12 protein-coding genes and 1 tRNA gene are annotated in these 15,206 nt (G+C 58.8%); 8 read left to right on the forward strand and 5 right to left on the reverse strand.

Annotation, left to right across the window (positions count from 1 at the left end; genetic code table 11):
* Positions 1–71: 71 nt before the first annotated feature.
* The 4 genes from BM344_RS00180 to pyrF are packed head-to-tail and all read left to right on the forward strand — an operon-like array spanning position 72 to position 2,641.
* Entirely contained in the window at positions 72–368 is a 297-nt protein-coding gene (locus BM344_RS00180; RefSeq protein ID WP_008172061.1) for an integration host factor subunit beta, read from the forward strand.
* Between the two features lie 59 nt (positions 369–427).
* Positions 428–730, forward strand: coding sequence for a LapA family protein (locus BM344_RS00185; RefSeq protein ID WP_091984573.1), 303 nt, complete (start codon positions 428–430; stop codon positions 728–730).
* Positions 730–1,899: a lipopolysaccharide assembly protein LapB gene (gene lapB / locus BM344_RS00190; RefSeq protein ID WP_091984576.1), complete on the forward strand. Its 1,170-nt coding sequence runs from the start codon at positions 730–732 to the stop codon at positions 1,897–1,899. Before BM344_RS00185 ends, lapB begins: the two co-directional genes overlap by 1 nt.
* Before the next feature lie 31 nt (positions 1,900–1,930).
* A complete protein-coding gene (gene pyrF / locus BM344_RS00195; protein ID WP_091984578.1) occupies positions 1,931–2,641 on the forward strand; it encodes an orotidine-5'-phosphate decarboxylase in 711 nt (236 codons plus the stop codon).
* A gap of 467 nt (positions 2,642–3,108) precedes the next feature.
* Here the strand turns inward: pyrF and BM344_RS00200 are convergent.
* Positions 3,109–3,184 (reverse strand) — tRNA-Asn (locus BM344_RS00200).
* 71 nt (positions 3,185–3,255) lie between these two features.
* Positions 3,256–4,440, reverse strand: a complete 1,185-nt coding sequence (locus tag BM344_RS00205) for a pyridoxal phosphate-dependent aminotransferase (protein ID WP_091984581.1) — start codon at positions 4,438–4,440, stop codon at positions 3,256–3,258.
* Positions 4,441–4,638: 198 nt separating this feature from the next.
* Between BM344_RS00205 and uvrB the strand changes: the two genes are divergently transcribed.
* Complete coding sequence (gene uvrB / locus BM344_RS00210) at positions 4,639–6,696, forward strand: excinuclease ABC subunit UvrB (protein WP_091984584.1); 2,058 nt, start codon at positions 4,639–4,641, stop codon at positions 6,694–6,696.
* A 169-nt stretch (positions 6,697–6,865) separates the two neighbouring features.
* Here uvrB and rimI read toward each other — a convergent pair whose 3' ends face one another.
* The gene (gene rimI / locus BM344_RS00215; protein WP_091984586.1) at positions 6,866–7,978 is read right to left on the reverse strand and encodes a ribosomal protein S18-alanine N-acetyltransferase; all 1,113 of its coding nucleotides are present in this window, start codon (positions 7,976–7,978) and stop codon (positions 6,866–6,868) included.
* 199 nt (positions 7,979–8,177) lie between these two features.
* On the opposite strand from rimI, the gene BM344_RS00220 reads away from it, so the two are divergent.
* Positions 8,178–9,677, forward strand: a complete 1,500-nt coding sequence (locus BM344_RS00220; RefSeq protein ID WP_091984589.1) for a RimK family protein — start codon at positions 8,178–8,180, stop codon at positions 9,675–9,677.
* Positions 9,678–9,692: 15 nt separating this feature from the next.
* On the opposite strand, the gene BM344_RS00225 is transcribed toward BM344_RS00220, so the two are convergent.
* Positions 9,693–10,853, reverse strand: coding sequence for a cation diffusion facilitator family transporter (locus BM344_RS00225; RefSeq protein ID WP_091984592.1), 1,161 nt, complete (start codon positions 10,851–10,853; stop codon positions 9,693–9,695).
* A 411-nt stretch (positions 10,854–11,264) separates the two neighbouring features.
* On the opposite strand from BM344_RS00225, the gene BM344_RS00230 reads away from it, so the two are divergent.
* Positions 11,265–12,284 (forward strand): quinone-dependent dihydroorotate dehydrogenase, encoded by a 1,020-nt coding sequence (locus BM344_RS00230; RefSeq protein WP_091984595.1) that lies wholly within the window; start codon positions 11,265–11,267, stop codon positions 12,282–12,284.
* 173 nt (positions 12,285–12,457) lie between these two features.
* Here BM344_RS00230 and rmf read toward each other — a convergent pair whose 3' ends face one another.
* Positions 12,458–12,670 carry a ribosome modulation factor gene (rmf, locus tag BM344_RS00235; protein WP_091984597.1) on the reverse strand — a complete coding sequence of 71 codons (213 nt, stop codon included), beginning with the start codon at positions 12,668–12,670 and terminating at the stop codon, positions 12,458–12,460.
* Positions 12,671–13,010: 340 nt separating this feature from the next.
* On the opposite strand from rmf, the gene rlmKL reads away from it, so the two are divergent.
* Positions 13,011–15,185 (forward strand): bifunctional 23S rRNA (guanine(2069)-N(7))-methyltransferase RlmK/23S rRNA (guanine(2445)-N(2))-methyltransferase RlmL, encoded by a 2,175-nt coding sequence (rlmKL, locus tag BM344_RS00240; protein ID WP_091984600.1) that lies wholly within the window; start codon positions 13,011–13,013, stop codon positions 15,183–15,185.
* Positions 15,186–15,206 lie beyond the last annotated feature (21 nt).

A 15,206-nucleotide genomic window follows, 5' to 3' on the forward strand; every position in this document is an offset into this window, starting at 1 on the left:
TTGGCTAAACTAGGTAGTCATGGGAACCCGGTAACCCACGGCCGAATAAAAATGATAGAGGGAAACGCCTCATGACGAAGTCCGAACTGGTCGAGCTGATTGCCTCCAAGCAAACCCAGCTCTCTGTGAAAGATGTGGAACTGGCTGTAAAGACCATTATCGAGCACATGTCCCAATCCCTTGCTGATGGGCAGAGAATTGAGATTCGCGGGTTTGGCAGTTTTTCTCTTCATCACCGGGCGGCCCGCACCGGCCGAAATCCCAAGACAGGCGAAGCCGTTCAGTTGCCCGCCAAGTATGTGCCTCACTTCAAGCCCGGCAAAGAGCTGAGAGAGCAGGTTAACGACAGCTTGAAGAAAGGGTTTTAATCGCCGACCGGGGAACAGGTACAATTCGGGTCGATTGGCCCTACTGGAGCGCTATTGCTATGGCAGGATTGCAGAAGATTATCCTTATTCTGTTGGTGTTATTCCTGATTCTGCTGGCGCTGGTGTTTTCGCTCAACAATCAAATGGCGGTTTCCCTTAATTTCCTACTGTTTGAAACCCAGCCCCACGGCGTTGCGGTCTGGATTATCATGGCATTCGTGATAGGCGCCCTCGTGGGCGTGCTGATCACCACCTTGGCGACCGTGCGCACATCAGTGTCGCGTCGTGCACTGCAGAAACGACTTGATCGCGCCGAGCAGGCATTGGAAAAATCCAGGGCCCAGAACGACCGGACTCTTTAATGGACATGGTACTTCAGTGGCTGCTGCTGACAGTTGCGGTGGCAGTGGGCTGGCTGGTGGGCCGGCTTGGCAGCAGCGATAACCGTTCGGGAAAAACGATTTCCGATGAAGAATCCGTCAGGGATCGACTGCAGTTCCTCTTTACCAATTACTCCGACCAGGCGGTCGAAAACTTTGTCCAATCCCTCGCTGTAAACAAGGATACCGTCAGTCTCCACCTGTCTATTGGTAGCCACTTCCGCAACAAGGGTGAGACCGACCGGGCCATCCTGATCCATCAGAACCTGTTAGCCCGGCCAGAGCTGCCGCCACGTTTTTCTCCGCAGGTTACGCTGGAACTGGCAAGGGATTACCTCAACGCCGGCCTGCTGGACCGTGCCGAAGCTTTGCTACACCAGTTGATGGGTGACCGGGACTATGGCCGCCATTCCGCACAGCAACTGATCGATCTATACCAGCAGGAGAAAGAGTGGGGCAAGGCCGCCGAAGTGGCCCGCACGCTGACCAAGGGTGACGCCGATCCGGCGATGTTCAAGGTACTTGCATACCTGACCTGCGAACTCGCGGAGGAAGCACTGAAGCACGACGATCGCTGGGCCGCCCAGAAATTGGCGAAAGAGGCCCTGGAATACGACCGGTCCTGTGTTCGTGCCACACTGATTCTTATGAAGTTGCTGGTCCGTCAGGGCAGCTACCGGGAGGCCGGCGGTCAATGTTTCAAAGTGTTTGACCAGAACCCCGAGTTTGGCCCGGAAGCCATTGACCGGCTGATGAAGCTCGAACGTGAGCACGGCGATATCGGCCGACTGGCCAGGAAGCTTCGCAAGCTGTATGAGAGCTACCCGAGCACCAGTCTGCTGCTGGCCCTGGTAGAATCGGTTGAGCGGGCCTCGGGCAGGCCGGCGGCCATCGACCTGCTCCGACAGGAACTGGAAACCCGACCCAGCGTGCGAGGCCTGTTGCGCCTCGTGGAAATGGCCGGCTACGAGAAAGGGATGACCACAGACGAAGGCCGGCTGGTGAGCCGAATCGGCCACCTGATCCTGGCCAACCGTCCTGTGTACCGCTGCGTGAGCTGTGGCTTCTCGGGGCGTCAGCTCCACTGGCTGTGCCCGAGCTGCAAGCAGTGGGAAACGGTTCGTCCAATTCAGGGCGTTGAAGCCGAATAAACCTTTACCAAATCTCCGCAGGAACAATACCGTGCAAACCGCAAACGATCCCAGGATCATCGTCGCTCTCGACTTTCCCTCGCAGAAGCCCGCCCTGGCGCTGGTCGACCAACTGGACCCGGCGAAGTGTCGCCTGAAAGTGGGCAAGGAGCTGTTCACGCGCTCCGGTCCGCAACTGGTGGAAGATCTTCAGAAGCGCGGTTTCGAGGTGTTCCTGGACCTGAAATTCCACGACATCCCCAACACTACCTCCGCGGCCGTCGCAGCTGCCGCTGATCTCGGAGTCTGGATGGTGAACGTTCACGCCTCTGGCGGCGAGAGAATGATGACCGCCTGCCGGGAAAAACTCGAAGCCTTCGGTGCCGACAGGCCAATGCTGATTGCCGTTACCGTGCTGACCAGCATGAACGCTGACGACCTGGCGGGTATCGGCATCACCGATTCCCCGGAAGCCCACGTTTCCCGCCTGGCAACCCTCACCAGAAACTGCGGCCTCGATGGCGTGGTCTGCTCAGCGCAGGAAGCCCCCAAGCTCAAGGCAGAGCAGGGCGCCGACTTCAAGCTGGTGACCCCGGGCATTCGCCCTCTGACCGCCGACAAGGGCGACCAACAGCGCATCATGACCCCCACGGATGCCCTCAAGGCCGGTTCCGACTACCTGGTAATTGGCCGCCCGATTACCCAGGCGCCGGATCCTCTGGCTGCCTTGGAGGCCATTCACTCTGAGGTGCTTGCCGTTTAATGTATGGCTGACTCTGGCCCTAGCCTTCGGGTTTGGGCGGCGGGGCGGCAGGCGGGTCTTTCCAAAACACGCTACAAGCACATCCATGTGCGCTTGAATCGGGCCATCCATGGCCCTCTACAGTTTTGGAAAGACCCGCCTGCCGCCCCGTTCGGACATCAAGGGTATGTCGAGCTACGCTAAAGCCGAGTCAAAGGTCGTTCTACGATATCTCAGAAGTTTGAGCGGTGGGGTGGGGGCGCCCTCCCAAAAATGTCTGTGGCCATGGATGGCCACAGCCAAGCGCACATGGATGTGCTCGTAGCGTTTTTTGGGAGGGCGCCCCCACGCCACAGCCCCCCAAGCAAGCAGGCTAGTGCAGAGACAGCTACCGCGACCAAAAGTCCAAGGTCAGTCTCGAGAGCAAAACCAAAAAGAAGCCAATAAAAAACCCGCTAACTCAAAGAATTAGCGGGCTTTCAGAATAGTGGCTCCCCGAGCTGGGCTCGAACCAGCGACAAACGGATTAACAGTCCGTTGCTCTACCAACTGAGCTATCGGGGAACGTCGTCGTGTGACGAGGCGCGTATATTAAGTTGGCTATACCGCCCCGTCAACCCCTGCCTCCGAACTTTTTAGCCCAGGGCTTTCTGCAGACGCTCGATGGCCTTTTCCAGGTTTTCCATGCTGGTCGCAAAGCTCAGACGCATGTGGCCAGGGCAGCCGAAGGCCGAGCCGGGTACCAGCGCCACGCCGGCGTCGGTGAGAAGCTTCTCGGCAAACTCCACGTCATTGCTCACGCTGGAGTCGGCATCGATGGCGCCCTGGAAGCTCGGGAACACGTAGAAGGTGCCGTCGCCGTTCAGGCACTCAACGCCCGGCAGTTTGTTCAGGGCGCCCACCAGCCAGTCGTGGCGCTCCTTGAAGGCCTTGACCATTTCGCCAACGCAGGCCTGGTCGCCGTCGAGCGCTGCCTGGGCAGCGGCCTGGGAGATGGAGGCCGGGTTGGAGGTGCTCTGGGACTGGATCTTCTTCATGGCCCCGATAACCTTCGCCGGGCCAGCCGCGTAACCGATGCGCCAGCCAGTCATGGAGTAGGCCTTGGATACGCCGTTGAGCACGAAGGTGCGATCGTACAGCTCCGGGGTTGCGTTCAGGATGTTGCAGAACGGCTTGCCTGTCCAGAGGATCGGCTCGTACATGTCGTCGGTGGCGATCATGATGTTGGGGTGCTTCTTGAGCACTTCGCCAATCGCCTTCAACTCTTCCAGGGTGTAAGCCATACCGCTGGGGTTGGACGGGCTGTTGATCACGAACAGACGGGTGCGCTCGGTGATCGCGTCTTCCAGCTGTTCCGGAGTGATCTTGAAGCGCGTGTCGGCGCCGGTCTCGATGATCACCGGCTTGCCTTCGGCCACAAGAACCATGTCCGGGTAAGAAACCCAGTAGGGGGCCGGAATGATGGCTTCGTCGCCCGGATTCAGGGTGGCGAGGGCGAGGTTGAAAAAGCTCTGTTTGCCACCACTGCTAACCAGTATCTGGTTGGCTTCGTATTCCAGTCCGTTGTCCCGCTTGAACTTCGCAATAATCGCTTTCTTCAGGGCCGGCGTACCATCAACGGCGGTGTACTTGGTCTGGCCGTTGTTGATGGCCTCAATGGCGGCCTTTTTGATGTGATCGGGGGTATCGAAGTCCGGCTCGCCGGCGCCCAGGCCAATGATATCCTGGCCAGCCGCACGCAATTCTGCGGCTTTGTTGGTGACTGCGAGGGTAGGGGAAGGCTTGATCGCCTGTACTCGGCTGGAAAGTTGAAGGTCCAAACTTGCGCTCCTTAAAGCTGCGTCTGATTAGGCTGCGACCGGCGGGCTTTGAAACGGAGCCAGATTGGCACTGGCTGGTTTTCGCCCAGCCGTCGATCGCAGTGATGGTATCATGAAGCCGGCATATCGCTAAATTTCTAGAAGGTATACGCCCGATTTACCGGGACGTGCCAGACATCCGGAGGTTATCCGCCAATTATGGCCAAGAAAGAGTCCACTGCTGCCAGAGAAGGCGTGTTCAGGGTTGATTCACCCTACCAGCCAGCCGGTGACCAGCCCAAAGCCATCGAAGGCCTGGTTGACGGTATCCACTCCGGTCTCGCGCACCAGACCCTTCTGGGGGTGACCGGCTCCGGCAAAACCTTCACCATTGCCAACGTGGTTGAGGAAGTCCAGCGGCCCACCATCATCATGGCCCACAACAAGACCCTGGCCGCACAGCTTTACGGCGAGTTCCGGGAGTTTTTCCCGGACAACGCGGTGGAGTACTTCGTCTCGTACTACGACTACTACCAGCCCGAGGCGTACGTGCCGTCTTCCGATACCTTCATCGAAAAAGACGCCTCCATCAACGAACATATCGAACAGATGCGCCTATCGGCCACCAAGGCGCTGCTGGAACGCCCGGACGCCATCATCGTGGCAACGGTCTCGTCAATCTACGGCTTGGGTGACCCCCAGTCCTACCTCAAGATGATGCTGCACCTGGATCGGGGCGATCAGATTGACCAGCGCTTTATCCTGCGCCGATTGGCCGAGCTGCAGTACACCCGTAACGACATCGAGTTTCATCGGGCCAACTACCGGGTTCGCGGTGACGTTATTGACGTGTTCCCGGCGGAATCGGAAAAAGAGGCCATCCGCATTGAACTGTTTGATGACGAAGTGGAAAACCTCAGCTACTTCGATCCGCTCACTGGTGAGGTGCTGCGCCGGGTGCCCCGGGTGACGATCTACCCGAAATCCCATTACGTGACCCCTCGCCAGACCGTGCTCGACGCCGTGGAACACATCAAGGTGGAACTGGACGAGCGCCTGCAGCAGCTGCGCGACAACAACCGCCTGGTGGAAGCCCAGCGCCTGGAAGAACGCACCCGTTACGACATCGAGATGATGCTGGAACTGGGCTACTGCAACGGCATCGAGAATTACTCCCGCTACCTCTCGGGACGGCGCCCCGGGGAAGCGCCGCCCACGCTGTTCGATTACTTGCCGCCCAACGCGTTGCTGGTGGTGGACGAGTCCCACGTGACTATTCCCCAGATTGGAGCCATGTACAAGGGCGACCGTTCGCGCAAGGAAACCCTGGTAGAGTATGGCTTCCGGCTGCCGTCGGCGCTGGACAACCGGCCCATGCGATTCGAAGAGTGGGAGCGCATCGCGCCCCAGATGATCTTCGTCTCGGCGACCCCGGGCAAATACGAAGCGGAGCACGCCGGACAGGTGGTGGAGCAGGTGGTTAGGCCCACCGGCCTGCTGGACCCGGAAATCGAAGTGCGCCCCGCCTCCACCCAGGTGGACGACCTGCTCTCGGAAATCCATGCCCGCGTGAAGGTGCAGGAACGGGTGCTGGTAACCACGCTGACCAAACGGATGGCGGAAGACCTGACCGACTTCCTGATGGAGCACGATATCAAGGTGCGTTACCTGCACTCCGACATCGACACGGTGGAGAGGGTTGAAATCATCCGCGACCTGCGCCGCGGTGAATTCGATGTGCTGGTCGGTATCAACCTGCTCCGGGAAGGCCTGGACATGCCCGAAGTCTCCCTGGTGGCCATCCTGGACGCCGACAAGGAAGGTTTCCTGCGCTCCGACCGCTCCCTCATCCAGACCATCGGCCGGGCCGCCCGTAACGTCCACGGCAAAGCCATTCTCTATGGCGACCAGATCACCGGCTCCATGCGGCGCGCCATCGACGAAACCGAACGCCGTCGCGCCAAGCAGCAGGCCCACAACGAAGAGCACGGCATCACGCCCCAGGGCCTGAACAAGAAAATCGCCGACATCATGGAAGGTGCAAGCGGTGGCGGGCGCGGCAAACGCAAGGCTGAGCGTCCGGGCCAGAAAGCGGCTGAGGAAGCCGAGCAATACCGTGCCAAGGCCGGCAACAAATCGCCGGAAGAAGTGCTCAAAGAGATCACCAGATTGGAAGACGACATGTACAAGGCCGCCTCGGATCTGGACTTCGAGACGGCTGCAAGGCTGAGGGATGAGATCGCAGAGCTCAAGGAAGCGGCGCTGCGAACGGGTTAAAGGCAGGTTTACTCCAAGACTGGATTCGCGACGGTCGGGTAGCTCCGGTCAGAAACGTGGAGCGCCATGGATGGCGCGACCGAGCCCTACAGGGACGTATTCACGGGCGTTTTCTGACCGGAGCTACCCGCCCGTTGCAGCCACCTAGGCCCAAGCATCGATGGAGAGGTTACCGTTTAGGCCCCACAATCACTGCAGCCTGCAAAGGCTGGTTCCGCCCGTATTTTGAAATCTGACTGAACACCCGTTTGTCCACCGGCAAATACTGCTTGTCGACCACCGTCTCCCCGGCTTCAACATCAATTTCCGGATCGTGCAGATACACAAACTGATCGTCCATGGCACACACCGTCACCCAGTGAGGCACCCGACTGCGGTTCAACTGCCAGGTACTGATCAGGATCACCGGTATCTGCCCCTCGTGCAGGGCCTGCTCCATGGCCTCCAGGGTCAGGGGATCGTGGTGCAGCTTGATGCCGGTCTGGCCGATATCATGCAGAAAGCCCTCGTGTACCAGTTCCAGCACGCGCTTCTTGTCGTCGTTGCGGACCGTATCCTTGAACAGGGCACCTTCCATGCTGATCCAGGCACTGGCCTCAAAGCCCCGATTCCAGGCCGCGAGCGCCAGCCCGTGAGGACCGCAGCCGCCGTGGCCGGCCAGCATGAAAATGGTGGTCGCCTCGCGCCAGATCTTCAGCTCCTCCAGGGTAGTCAGGGTCTGCTGCTCATCAAGAGAAGCCATTGCCATGATCAGCGCTGCCGGGCCGCAGGAAAACTCCGTGGTCTGGGGATAGTAGGGCACCGCCGGATAATCCCGGGACGGCTCGTAGAACAGAATGCGTCGTTCGAACCGCAGCGCGTTGCCATGGTCCTCGTAGTAATCCCGGTAAGTACCAAACTGCCGGTAACCGAGCCTCTTATAGAGGTTGATGGCACCGGTGTTGTCCTCCCGAACCTCAAGCCGCATGATAATCCGGTCTGCATCGGCCGCTTCCTTTTCAGCCTCGCGTACCAGGGTCTCGCCAACGCCCTGGCCTCGGGCAGAGGGCGAGACGGCAATCGAGTAGATCCGCGCCAGGCGCGTGGCTGCGCTCATAAGCACCAGGCAATACCCCACCAATTCGCCATCGGACTCGGCGACGATCAGGCGGTCCCTGGGCATCTCCAGGAAACGGCGGAAGCTGCGTCGGGAGAGCCGGTCTTCGGTAAAACACCGGTTCTCCAGCTTGACGAGGGCATCGAGATCTTTGCCGGTGGCTTGGCGAATGTGAAGTTCGGGCATCAGGTGGGGCCTTAAGAAGAAACGTGCGGGCATGCTGGTAGGCTTCCCTTACTGGGCTATTATGGGTGAGAGACAGCAATACTCAAATAGCGCAAGTATGCGTAAAAGCACGCATTATTCGCCGATTGTGAGAGACTGCCCGGCAGCGTATTGTTGCGGCAAATAATCACAGAAGAACCTCCAGGGAGGAACATCCTGCATGTCCCGATTGCTCATTGTAGTCGACCGAGCCAAAGACTGGGCACCGTACTATCCCAGTGAAGATGTGCTGACCTTCGATCAGTACCTGCAATTCTCTGCACCGCCCACCAGTCGGGTTCGGGTGATCAACCTGTGTCAGAGTGCCCGCTACCTCAGCCGGGGCTACTATTGCTCGTTGCTGGCGGAAGCCCGAGGCCATCATGTGGTGCCCTCGGTGATGACACTGAACGATCTGAGTCGGAAAGGGCTGTTTTCCCTGGAGCTGGAAGAGCTGGACGCCAGCGTGATCAACTGGCTGGATGCCGCCGGTTCGGCGATTGATCCGGCCAGCGACGATCGGGAAGCCACCCACGAGGTTAAGGTACGCACTTATTTTGGACAGGCCGAACACCCGGATCTCAAGCCGGTGGCCCGAGCCCTGTTCGAGCGCTTCCCATGCCCCATTCTCGAGGTGGTCTTCAAGCGGCGGAAGCAATGGCAGATCGAATCCATGAAACCGGCGGCGCCGGCCGACCTGGGTGAGAACGAGCAGGATGCCTTCGCGGCAGCACTCGACCGGTTCAGCAGCATGGTATGGCGCAAGCCGCGTACCCGTCGCCGCTATCGATACGATCTGGCGGTGCTGGTAAACCCGGAAGAGGAGATGCCGCCGAGCGACAAGGTGGCGCTCAAGCGTTTCGAGAAGGCCGGCCGAAAGCTGGGTATCAACGTGGAGCAGATTACCCGCCGGGATTACATGCGTCTGCCAGAATACGATGGCCTGTTTATCCGCGAAACCACCGCCATCGACCATCATACCTACCGCTTTGCCCGCAAGGCGGATGCCGAGGGTATGGTGGTGATCGACGATCCGGTCTCCATCCTCAAATGCACTAACAAGGTGTTCCTGGCTGACCTTCTGAAAAACAACAAGGTGCCCACGCCGAAAACCCTGATCCTGTCGAAGGATCAGAAGGACGCGGTGGAGCAGGTGATCAGTGAACTGGGCTTCCCGGTGGTGATCAAGATTCCCGATGGTGCTTTTTCACGGGGGGTGACCAAGGCTGAAGACGAAAAATCCCTGCGGGCCGGGCTACGGGATCTGTTCAAACAGTCCGCCCTGGTGCTGGCCCAGGAATATCTTTACACCGATTACGACTGGCGCATCGGCGTTCTGGGTGGCAGAGCCATCTATGCCTGCAAATACATGATGGTGAAGGGGCACTGGCAGATCTACCAGCACGGTGAGTCGAAAAGCGAGAGCGGCGGCTTTGAAACCATGCCTACCTACGAGGTGCCCAGAAACGTGATTCAAGCTGCTCTGAATGCCACCAAACTGATCGGCAACGGCCTCTATGGTGTTGATATCAAGCAGTCGGGCAATCGGGTGGCTGTCATCGAAGTGAACGACAATCCCAGCATCGATGCCGGTGTGGAAGACCGTTTCCTCGGCGGTGAACTCTATACCCTGATCATGCAGGAATTTCTTTCCAGGATGGAAGAAAACCGGCGCCGCTAGGGGCCGGTCTCACACTCACGGGCCAGCGACCCAGACCCGGACACTGCCGAACCACGGGTAGTCACCGAGGCGGGCCTTGATGTTGGCAGCGTTGAACGGGGTGTCCGCCTCGGGCTCTTCCAGGAAGAGTTCGAGATGAACCCGGTTTTTCAGATAATGCAAGCGAAGCCGGCTGTGGTGGGGGAGCGCTCCAAGCTGGGCCGCCAGGATCGATCGGATTTCCTCCCTGGAGGGCAAGCGTTCGGAGGTAACCGGCTGGTCCTCGTCGTTCTCGGCATCAATGTGAAAATTGATGCTGCGAATGTTGTCCAGGGCGTCTCGCATGCCTGCCACAACGCGCATACCGATCTGGTGCCCTTCAGAGACGCTGATTTCGGGGCGTACCACGAGGTGTATGTCGAGGAGAATATCGTGGCCCATGCGTCGGCTGCGCAGCTCATGGACATCACGGACCCCGTCGGTGTCCCGTGCAATGGTCTTCAGCATCTCCGTATCTTCCCGGGACAGGCCGGTATCCACCAGCTCCTTTACGCTGTCCCAGGTAAACTTCCAGCCGATGTGAATGATGATTGCTGCGATCACCACAGCGGCCAACACATCCAGCCACACCATGCCCAGCATGGCGCCTGCAGTTGATACCAGCACGACCACCGAGGAGAAAGCGTCGGTACGGCTGTGCCAGGCGTTGGCAATGATCAGGTCTGAGCGAATCCTCAGGCCGACATGGCGGGTGTAGCGGTAGATCCATTCCTTGCTGCCCACGGAAACGGCTGCGGCAACCAGAACCGGCCATCCGGGTACCGTATCAATGCCTCCTTCCAGCAGCCTCAGGGTGTTGTCCCAGGCAAGGGCGGCGCCAACCGCGATCAGTATGCTGCCAAGTACCAGAGTGCCGAAAGTCTCGATGCGCTGGTGACCATAGGGGTGGTCCTGGTCCGGTTCCTGGCGGGACACCTTCATGACCCCAAGCACCACCAGGTCCGAGGCCACGTCGCTGAACGAGTGGATTCCGTCCACGATCAATGCCTGGGAATTAAAAAGAGCGCCTGAAATGACTTTAATTACGCCAAGTACAGCATCGAGAATCATTCCTATAATGGTGACCCTGGACGCGGCTTTCATTTCCGAGGCCAGGTTCTCCCTATGCTGTTGGGCGGGTGAAATCGACTCTTCCATGGACCACTCCGGACACAACGAGGAGAAGCCAGTATAGCGTTATTCCAGAGACTTGTGGCGGGGTGGCCCAAAAGGCGGTGTATTGTGTGATTTATACACATCATTGCAGAACGGTGACCGAGTAACATTTTGTTTAGGAATTGTCGATACCCATCGAAAAAATTTATAACTACATGAATTTAAAGAAGAAAATAACTGGTCAAAAAATGATCAATCTGTAGATGGGCGCAGTTATCAAGGGTTGGAAACCGTTGCCCCTCGATTTTCAACAGGGTTATCCACAGATTCCGTGGAAAAGCTCTCGGGACACTGACAGTACAGTCATTTAGAGACGATTTTGGTCGATTCCGGGATGCTGTGGAAAACTTCCGGTATACTCCGCCCACCTGGATCAACGGAGTTTTTTTTCAGATGTACGGCGTTCTGCGTAACCTGCTGTTTCAACTGCCACCGGAGCAAGCTCACAATATTGCCTTGAACGGCCTTGATGTAGCCCATCGACTCGGAATCCTGAGCGCTTTCTCGCCAAAAATAGATTCATTTCCCGTGAATGTTATGGGGCTGGATTTTCCCAACCCGGTCGGATTGGCCGCAGGCCTGGACAAGAACGCCGATCACCTGGATGCCCTTGGCTCACTCGGGTTCGGCTTTATTGAAGTGGGAACGGTCACGCCGCTGGCTCAGCCGGGCAATCCGAAACCCCGCATGTTCCGGCTACCGGAGCACCAGGCCATCATCAACCGGATGGGCTTTAACAATGAGGGTCTTGAGCACCTGCTTGCCCGCGTTGACAAACGCAAGTACCGGGGCGTGCTCGGTATCAACGTGGGCAAGAACAAGGACACTCCGAATGATCAGTCGGAGTCCGACTACCGGAAGGGCATTTCGGCGGTTTACAGCCGTGCCGATTACATTACGGTCAATGTGTCATCTCCCAACACTCCGGGCCTGAGGGATCTCCAGTTCGGCGACTCCCTGAAGGGACTGCTTGGAGCCATCAAGGATGAGCAGCTTGCCTGCGAAAAGCAGCATGGTCGTTACGTACCGGTGGCGGTGAAGATTGCTCCGGACATGGACGATGAGGGCATCCGGTTTGTGGCCAACGCACTCCGCGATACCGGTATTGACGGTGTTATCGCCACCAATACCACGGTCAGTCGCGTCGCGGTGGCAGGGCACCGGCATGCGGAAGAAGCCGGTGGGCTTAGCGGGGCGCCGGTCAGGGAAGCATCTTTACGGGTGATTCGCGGGCTGTACGCCGAGCTGGGCGATTCGTTGCCCATTATTGGTGTGGGTGGCATTACCGATGGCGAGAGTGCGGCAGAAAAGATTCGGGCGGGTGCCAGATTGGTACAGATCTACACCGGTTTTATCTACCGGGGGCCGGCGCTGATTCGGGAATCTGTCGAGGCCATTCGTCGGCTGCCCTGAGTTTTGGGGGCGCCAGAACGAAGGTGGGCCCGCTTAGCGGGCCCGAGCGGGGAATGAACCCCGTGGCGCTTCATCGCATGGTACGGGGCGGGAGGCCCCGTTTGGGTTGCTCTTGGTACTGCGTCAAATTGTGTAGAAAAAGATCAGATTAAGATTCGGGGTTTGTGATGGCGTCACGCCGTCGTAACGTTGGCCAGTCTGTGAATGCCGGATACGCCGGTCATGCCCTCCCATTGATCTGTGCGGCCTTCTCGCCACCCGTTGAGCCATTCCTGGCGGATTTCCGCCTGTTCAATCGGGCAGCTGTCTTTGGATTTTCCGGACACGCCAGCGAGATAACCCCGCTTGAATGCACGAGCGTACATGTCTCTTTTCTGTCTTTTCATGCCGTTCCTCACTGATGGATTAACAGAACAAGCGTGTACACATCTGCAGTGGCTGCGACCTGTGGAATCCGATCCCGGATAACCCACTATTGTCAGCTCAAGCCAGAGCAGTCAGGATCCTGTTAACGGAGGGCTCAAACCCCTCAATATTGGGCTCAAAGCCGTCCAGAACGACGCGTCACTTACAAGGTAAGTCGAACTTTGCACCCATGTACACTATTTATTTCATCTATGTGACCCTTTTTTTATAGTTGCACGAAATAACAAACGGCACGGATTTTCGTAAAGGCCGCTATTCCGGAAACTTACTTCGAGCCGTCCAATCAACCAGGAGTTGAACTTGTCCAAACCTGTCTTTTTCGTAACCTGCCCCAAGGGAGTGGAGTATCTTCTGGCGGACGAACTTGCCACCTTCGGCCTTGCCACGGTGCGCAACGCGCCGGCGGGGGTGTGGGTCGAGGGGCCGCTGGAGGCCGGTTACCGGGCCTGTCTGTGGTCGCGCCTGGCCAATCGCGTCATCCTGCACCTGGATGAGGTAGACGCCACCAGTGGTGATCAGCTCTATGACGGCGTCGTGCATATGGACTGGCAACAGCACATTCCCGTACACGGCAGTTTCCGAGTGACCTTTCTGGGCCAGAACGAGGCCATCCGCAACACCCAGTTTGGTGCCCAGCGCGTCAAGGATGGCATTGTGGACCGCTTTCGGGCGGGTGGCGGGCCAAGGCCCTCGGTTGCGGCGAAGGACCCCGACATTGTTGTTTCCGCGCGGCTGAATCGTGGTCGTCTCGCTCTCGGCATTGATTTGAGCGGGCACAGTCTGCACATGCGGGGCTACCGTACCGATAAGGGCATTGCGCCCCTCAAGGAGAACCTTGCCGCCGCCTTGCTGATGCGGGCCGGCTGGCCCGAGATTGCTGCTAACGGTGGGGATTTCATCGATCCCATGTGCGGCTCCGGTACCCTGGTGATTGAGGCGGCCATGATGGCTCTGGACCTCGCTCCGGGGCGCAAGCAAGAGCGGTTCGGTTTCGAACAGTGGCCGGGCCACCAGCCAGAGCTCTGGCTGTCGCTTCGCCAGGAAGCGGAACGCCGGGCCCATGAGGCCAAGCAGCGCAGGATTCCCCGCTTTGCCGGGTTTGACCAGGACAGCCGGGTGGTTGCGACGGCGTGGAAGAACATTCAGCGCGCGGGCCTGGAGGGCATTGTGCATGTGGAGGCCCGCCCGGTAGCAGACCTGAAGCTGGACGGCGAATGGTCCGATCATGGCCTGGTGCTGACCAATCCACCCTATGGTGAACGCCTCAGTGAGCGCAAAGAACTTGGCGGGCTCTACCAGACCCTGGGTGAAGCCGTTAAACGGGCTACGCCCGGCTGGCGACTGGGTGTGTTCACCGGTGCCCCGGAGTTCGGTCGCTCTATAGGTCTGCGCAGCTTCAAGCAGTACCGGCTCTTCAACGGCAAACTGCCGGCCCAGCTGCTGCTGTTTGAAATTGACGAAACCAGCTCGATGACCCCGAGGCAACCTGCAGCACCGGGCGAAGTTGCGCCCCGCATTGCCAACGAAGAGCGTGCTGCCATGCTGCGCAACCGCCTGAAAAAGAACCTGAAAACCATTGGCCAGTGGGCCCGGAAGCAGGGCATCGGATGCTACCGGCTGTACGATGCCGACATGCCCGAGTTCGCACTGGCCATTGATGTCTACGAGGGGCGGATACACGTGCAGGAGTACGCGGCGCCCAAGTCGGTAGACGAGCGCGCGGCTCGTGAGCGTCTCGCCGAAGCCCTGGCGGTGATACCGGAAGTACTGGGCATTGATCCCGACGAGATGGTTTGCAAGCAGCGCCAGCGACAGACTGGCACCAGCCAGTATGAAAAACAGGGCGTCAGCGGCGAGTTCTTCAATGTGCACGAGCACGGAGGTGTGCTGAAAGTCAACCTGAAGGACTATCTGGACACCGGACTCTTCCTGGACCACCGGCCAGTGCGCCACTGGATCCAGCAGCATGCGGCCCACAAGCGGTTCCTGAACCTGTTCTGCTACACCGGCGCAGCGACTGTGCACGCGGTGGTGGGTGGTGCCAGCCGGTCACTGAGCCTGGATATGTCGAAGACGTATGTAGCCTGGGCACAGGACAATCTGGCGCTGAATGGGGCGGAGCCATCGAAACATCGTGTGGAGCAGGCGGACTGTCTCGCCTGGCTTGCCGACCGGAAAACCGCGGACCAGCGCTTCGACCTGATCTTTATGGATCCGCCCACCTTCTCCAACTCGGCGAGGATGGCCGGCGTACTGGATATCCAGAAGGACCACCCGGATATGGTCCGCCAGGCGATGGCCCGGCTCAGTTCCGATGGCCTGCTGATCTTCTCCAACAACTTCCGGCGTTTCCGGCTGGAGGAAGACCTGGAGAACGAATTCGAAGTGACTGAGGTCACCCGGGATACCCTGGATAAGGATTTCCAGCGCAACGCTCGGATCCACCGCTGCTGGCACATTCGCCACAAGGTGTGACGGTTACCGGTGGCAGGGTGG

The sequence above is a fragment of the Marinobacter gudaonensis genome (assembly GCF_900115175.1).
Classification (GTDB): domain Bacteria; phylum Pseudomonadota; class Gammaproteobacteria; order Pseudomonadales; family Oleiphilaceae; genus Marinobacter; species Marinobacter gudaonensis.

Excerpts from the sequence above, each read along its gene's own strand:
- BM344_RS00180 (WP_008172061.1), top strand. The coding sequence starts at position 72 with ATGACGAAGTCCGAACTGGTCGAGCTGATTGCCTCCAAGCAAACCCAG.
- BM344_RS00185 (WP_091984573.1), top strand. The coding sequence starts at position 428 with ATGGCAGGATTGCAGAAGATTATCCTTATTCTGTTGGTGTTATTCCTG.
- lapB (WP_091984576.1), top strand. The coding sequence starts at position 730 with ATGGACATGGTACTTCAGTGGCTGCTGCTGACAGTTGCGGTGGCAGTG.
- uvrB (WP_091984584.1), top strand. The coding sequence starts at position 4,639 with ATGGCCAAGAAAGAGTCCACTGCTGCCAGAGAAGGCGTGTTCAGGGTT.
- rimI (WP_091984586.1), bottom strand. The coding sequence starts at position 7,978 with ATGCCCGAACTTCACATTCGCCAAGCCACCGGCAAAGATCTCGATGCC.
- BM344_RS00220 (WP_091984589.1), top strand. The coding sequence starts at position 8,178 with ATGTCCCGATTGCTCATTGTAGTCGACCGAGCCAAAGACTGGGCACCG.
- BM344_RS00225 (WP_091984592.1), bottom strand. The coding sequence starts at position 10,853 with ATGGAAGAGTCGATTTCACCCGCCCAACAGCATAGGGAGAACCTGGCC.
- BM344_RS00230 (WP_091984595.1), top strand. The coding sequence starts at position 11,265 with ATGTACGGCGTTCTGCGTAACCTGCTGTTTCAACTGCCACCGGAGCAA.
- rmf (WP_091984597.1), bottom strand. The coding sequence starts at position 12,670 with ATGAAAAGACAGAAAAGAGACATGTACGCTCGTGCATTCAAGCGGGGT.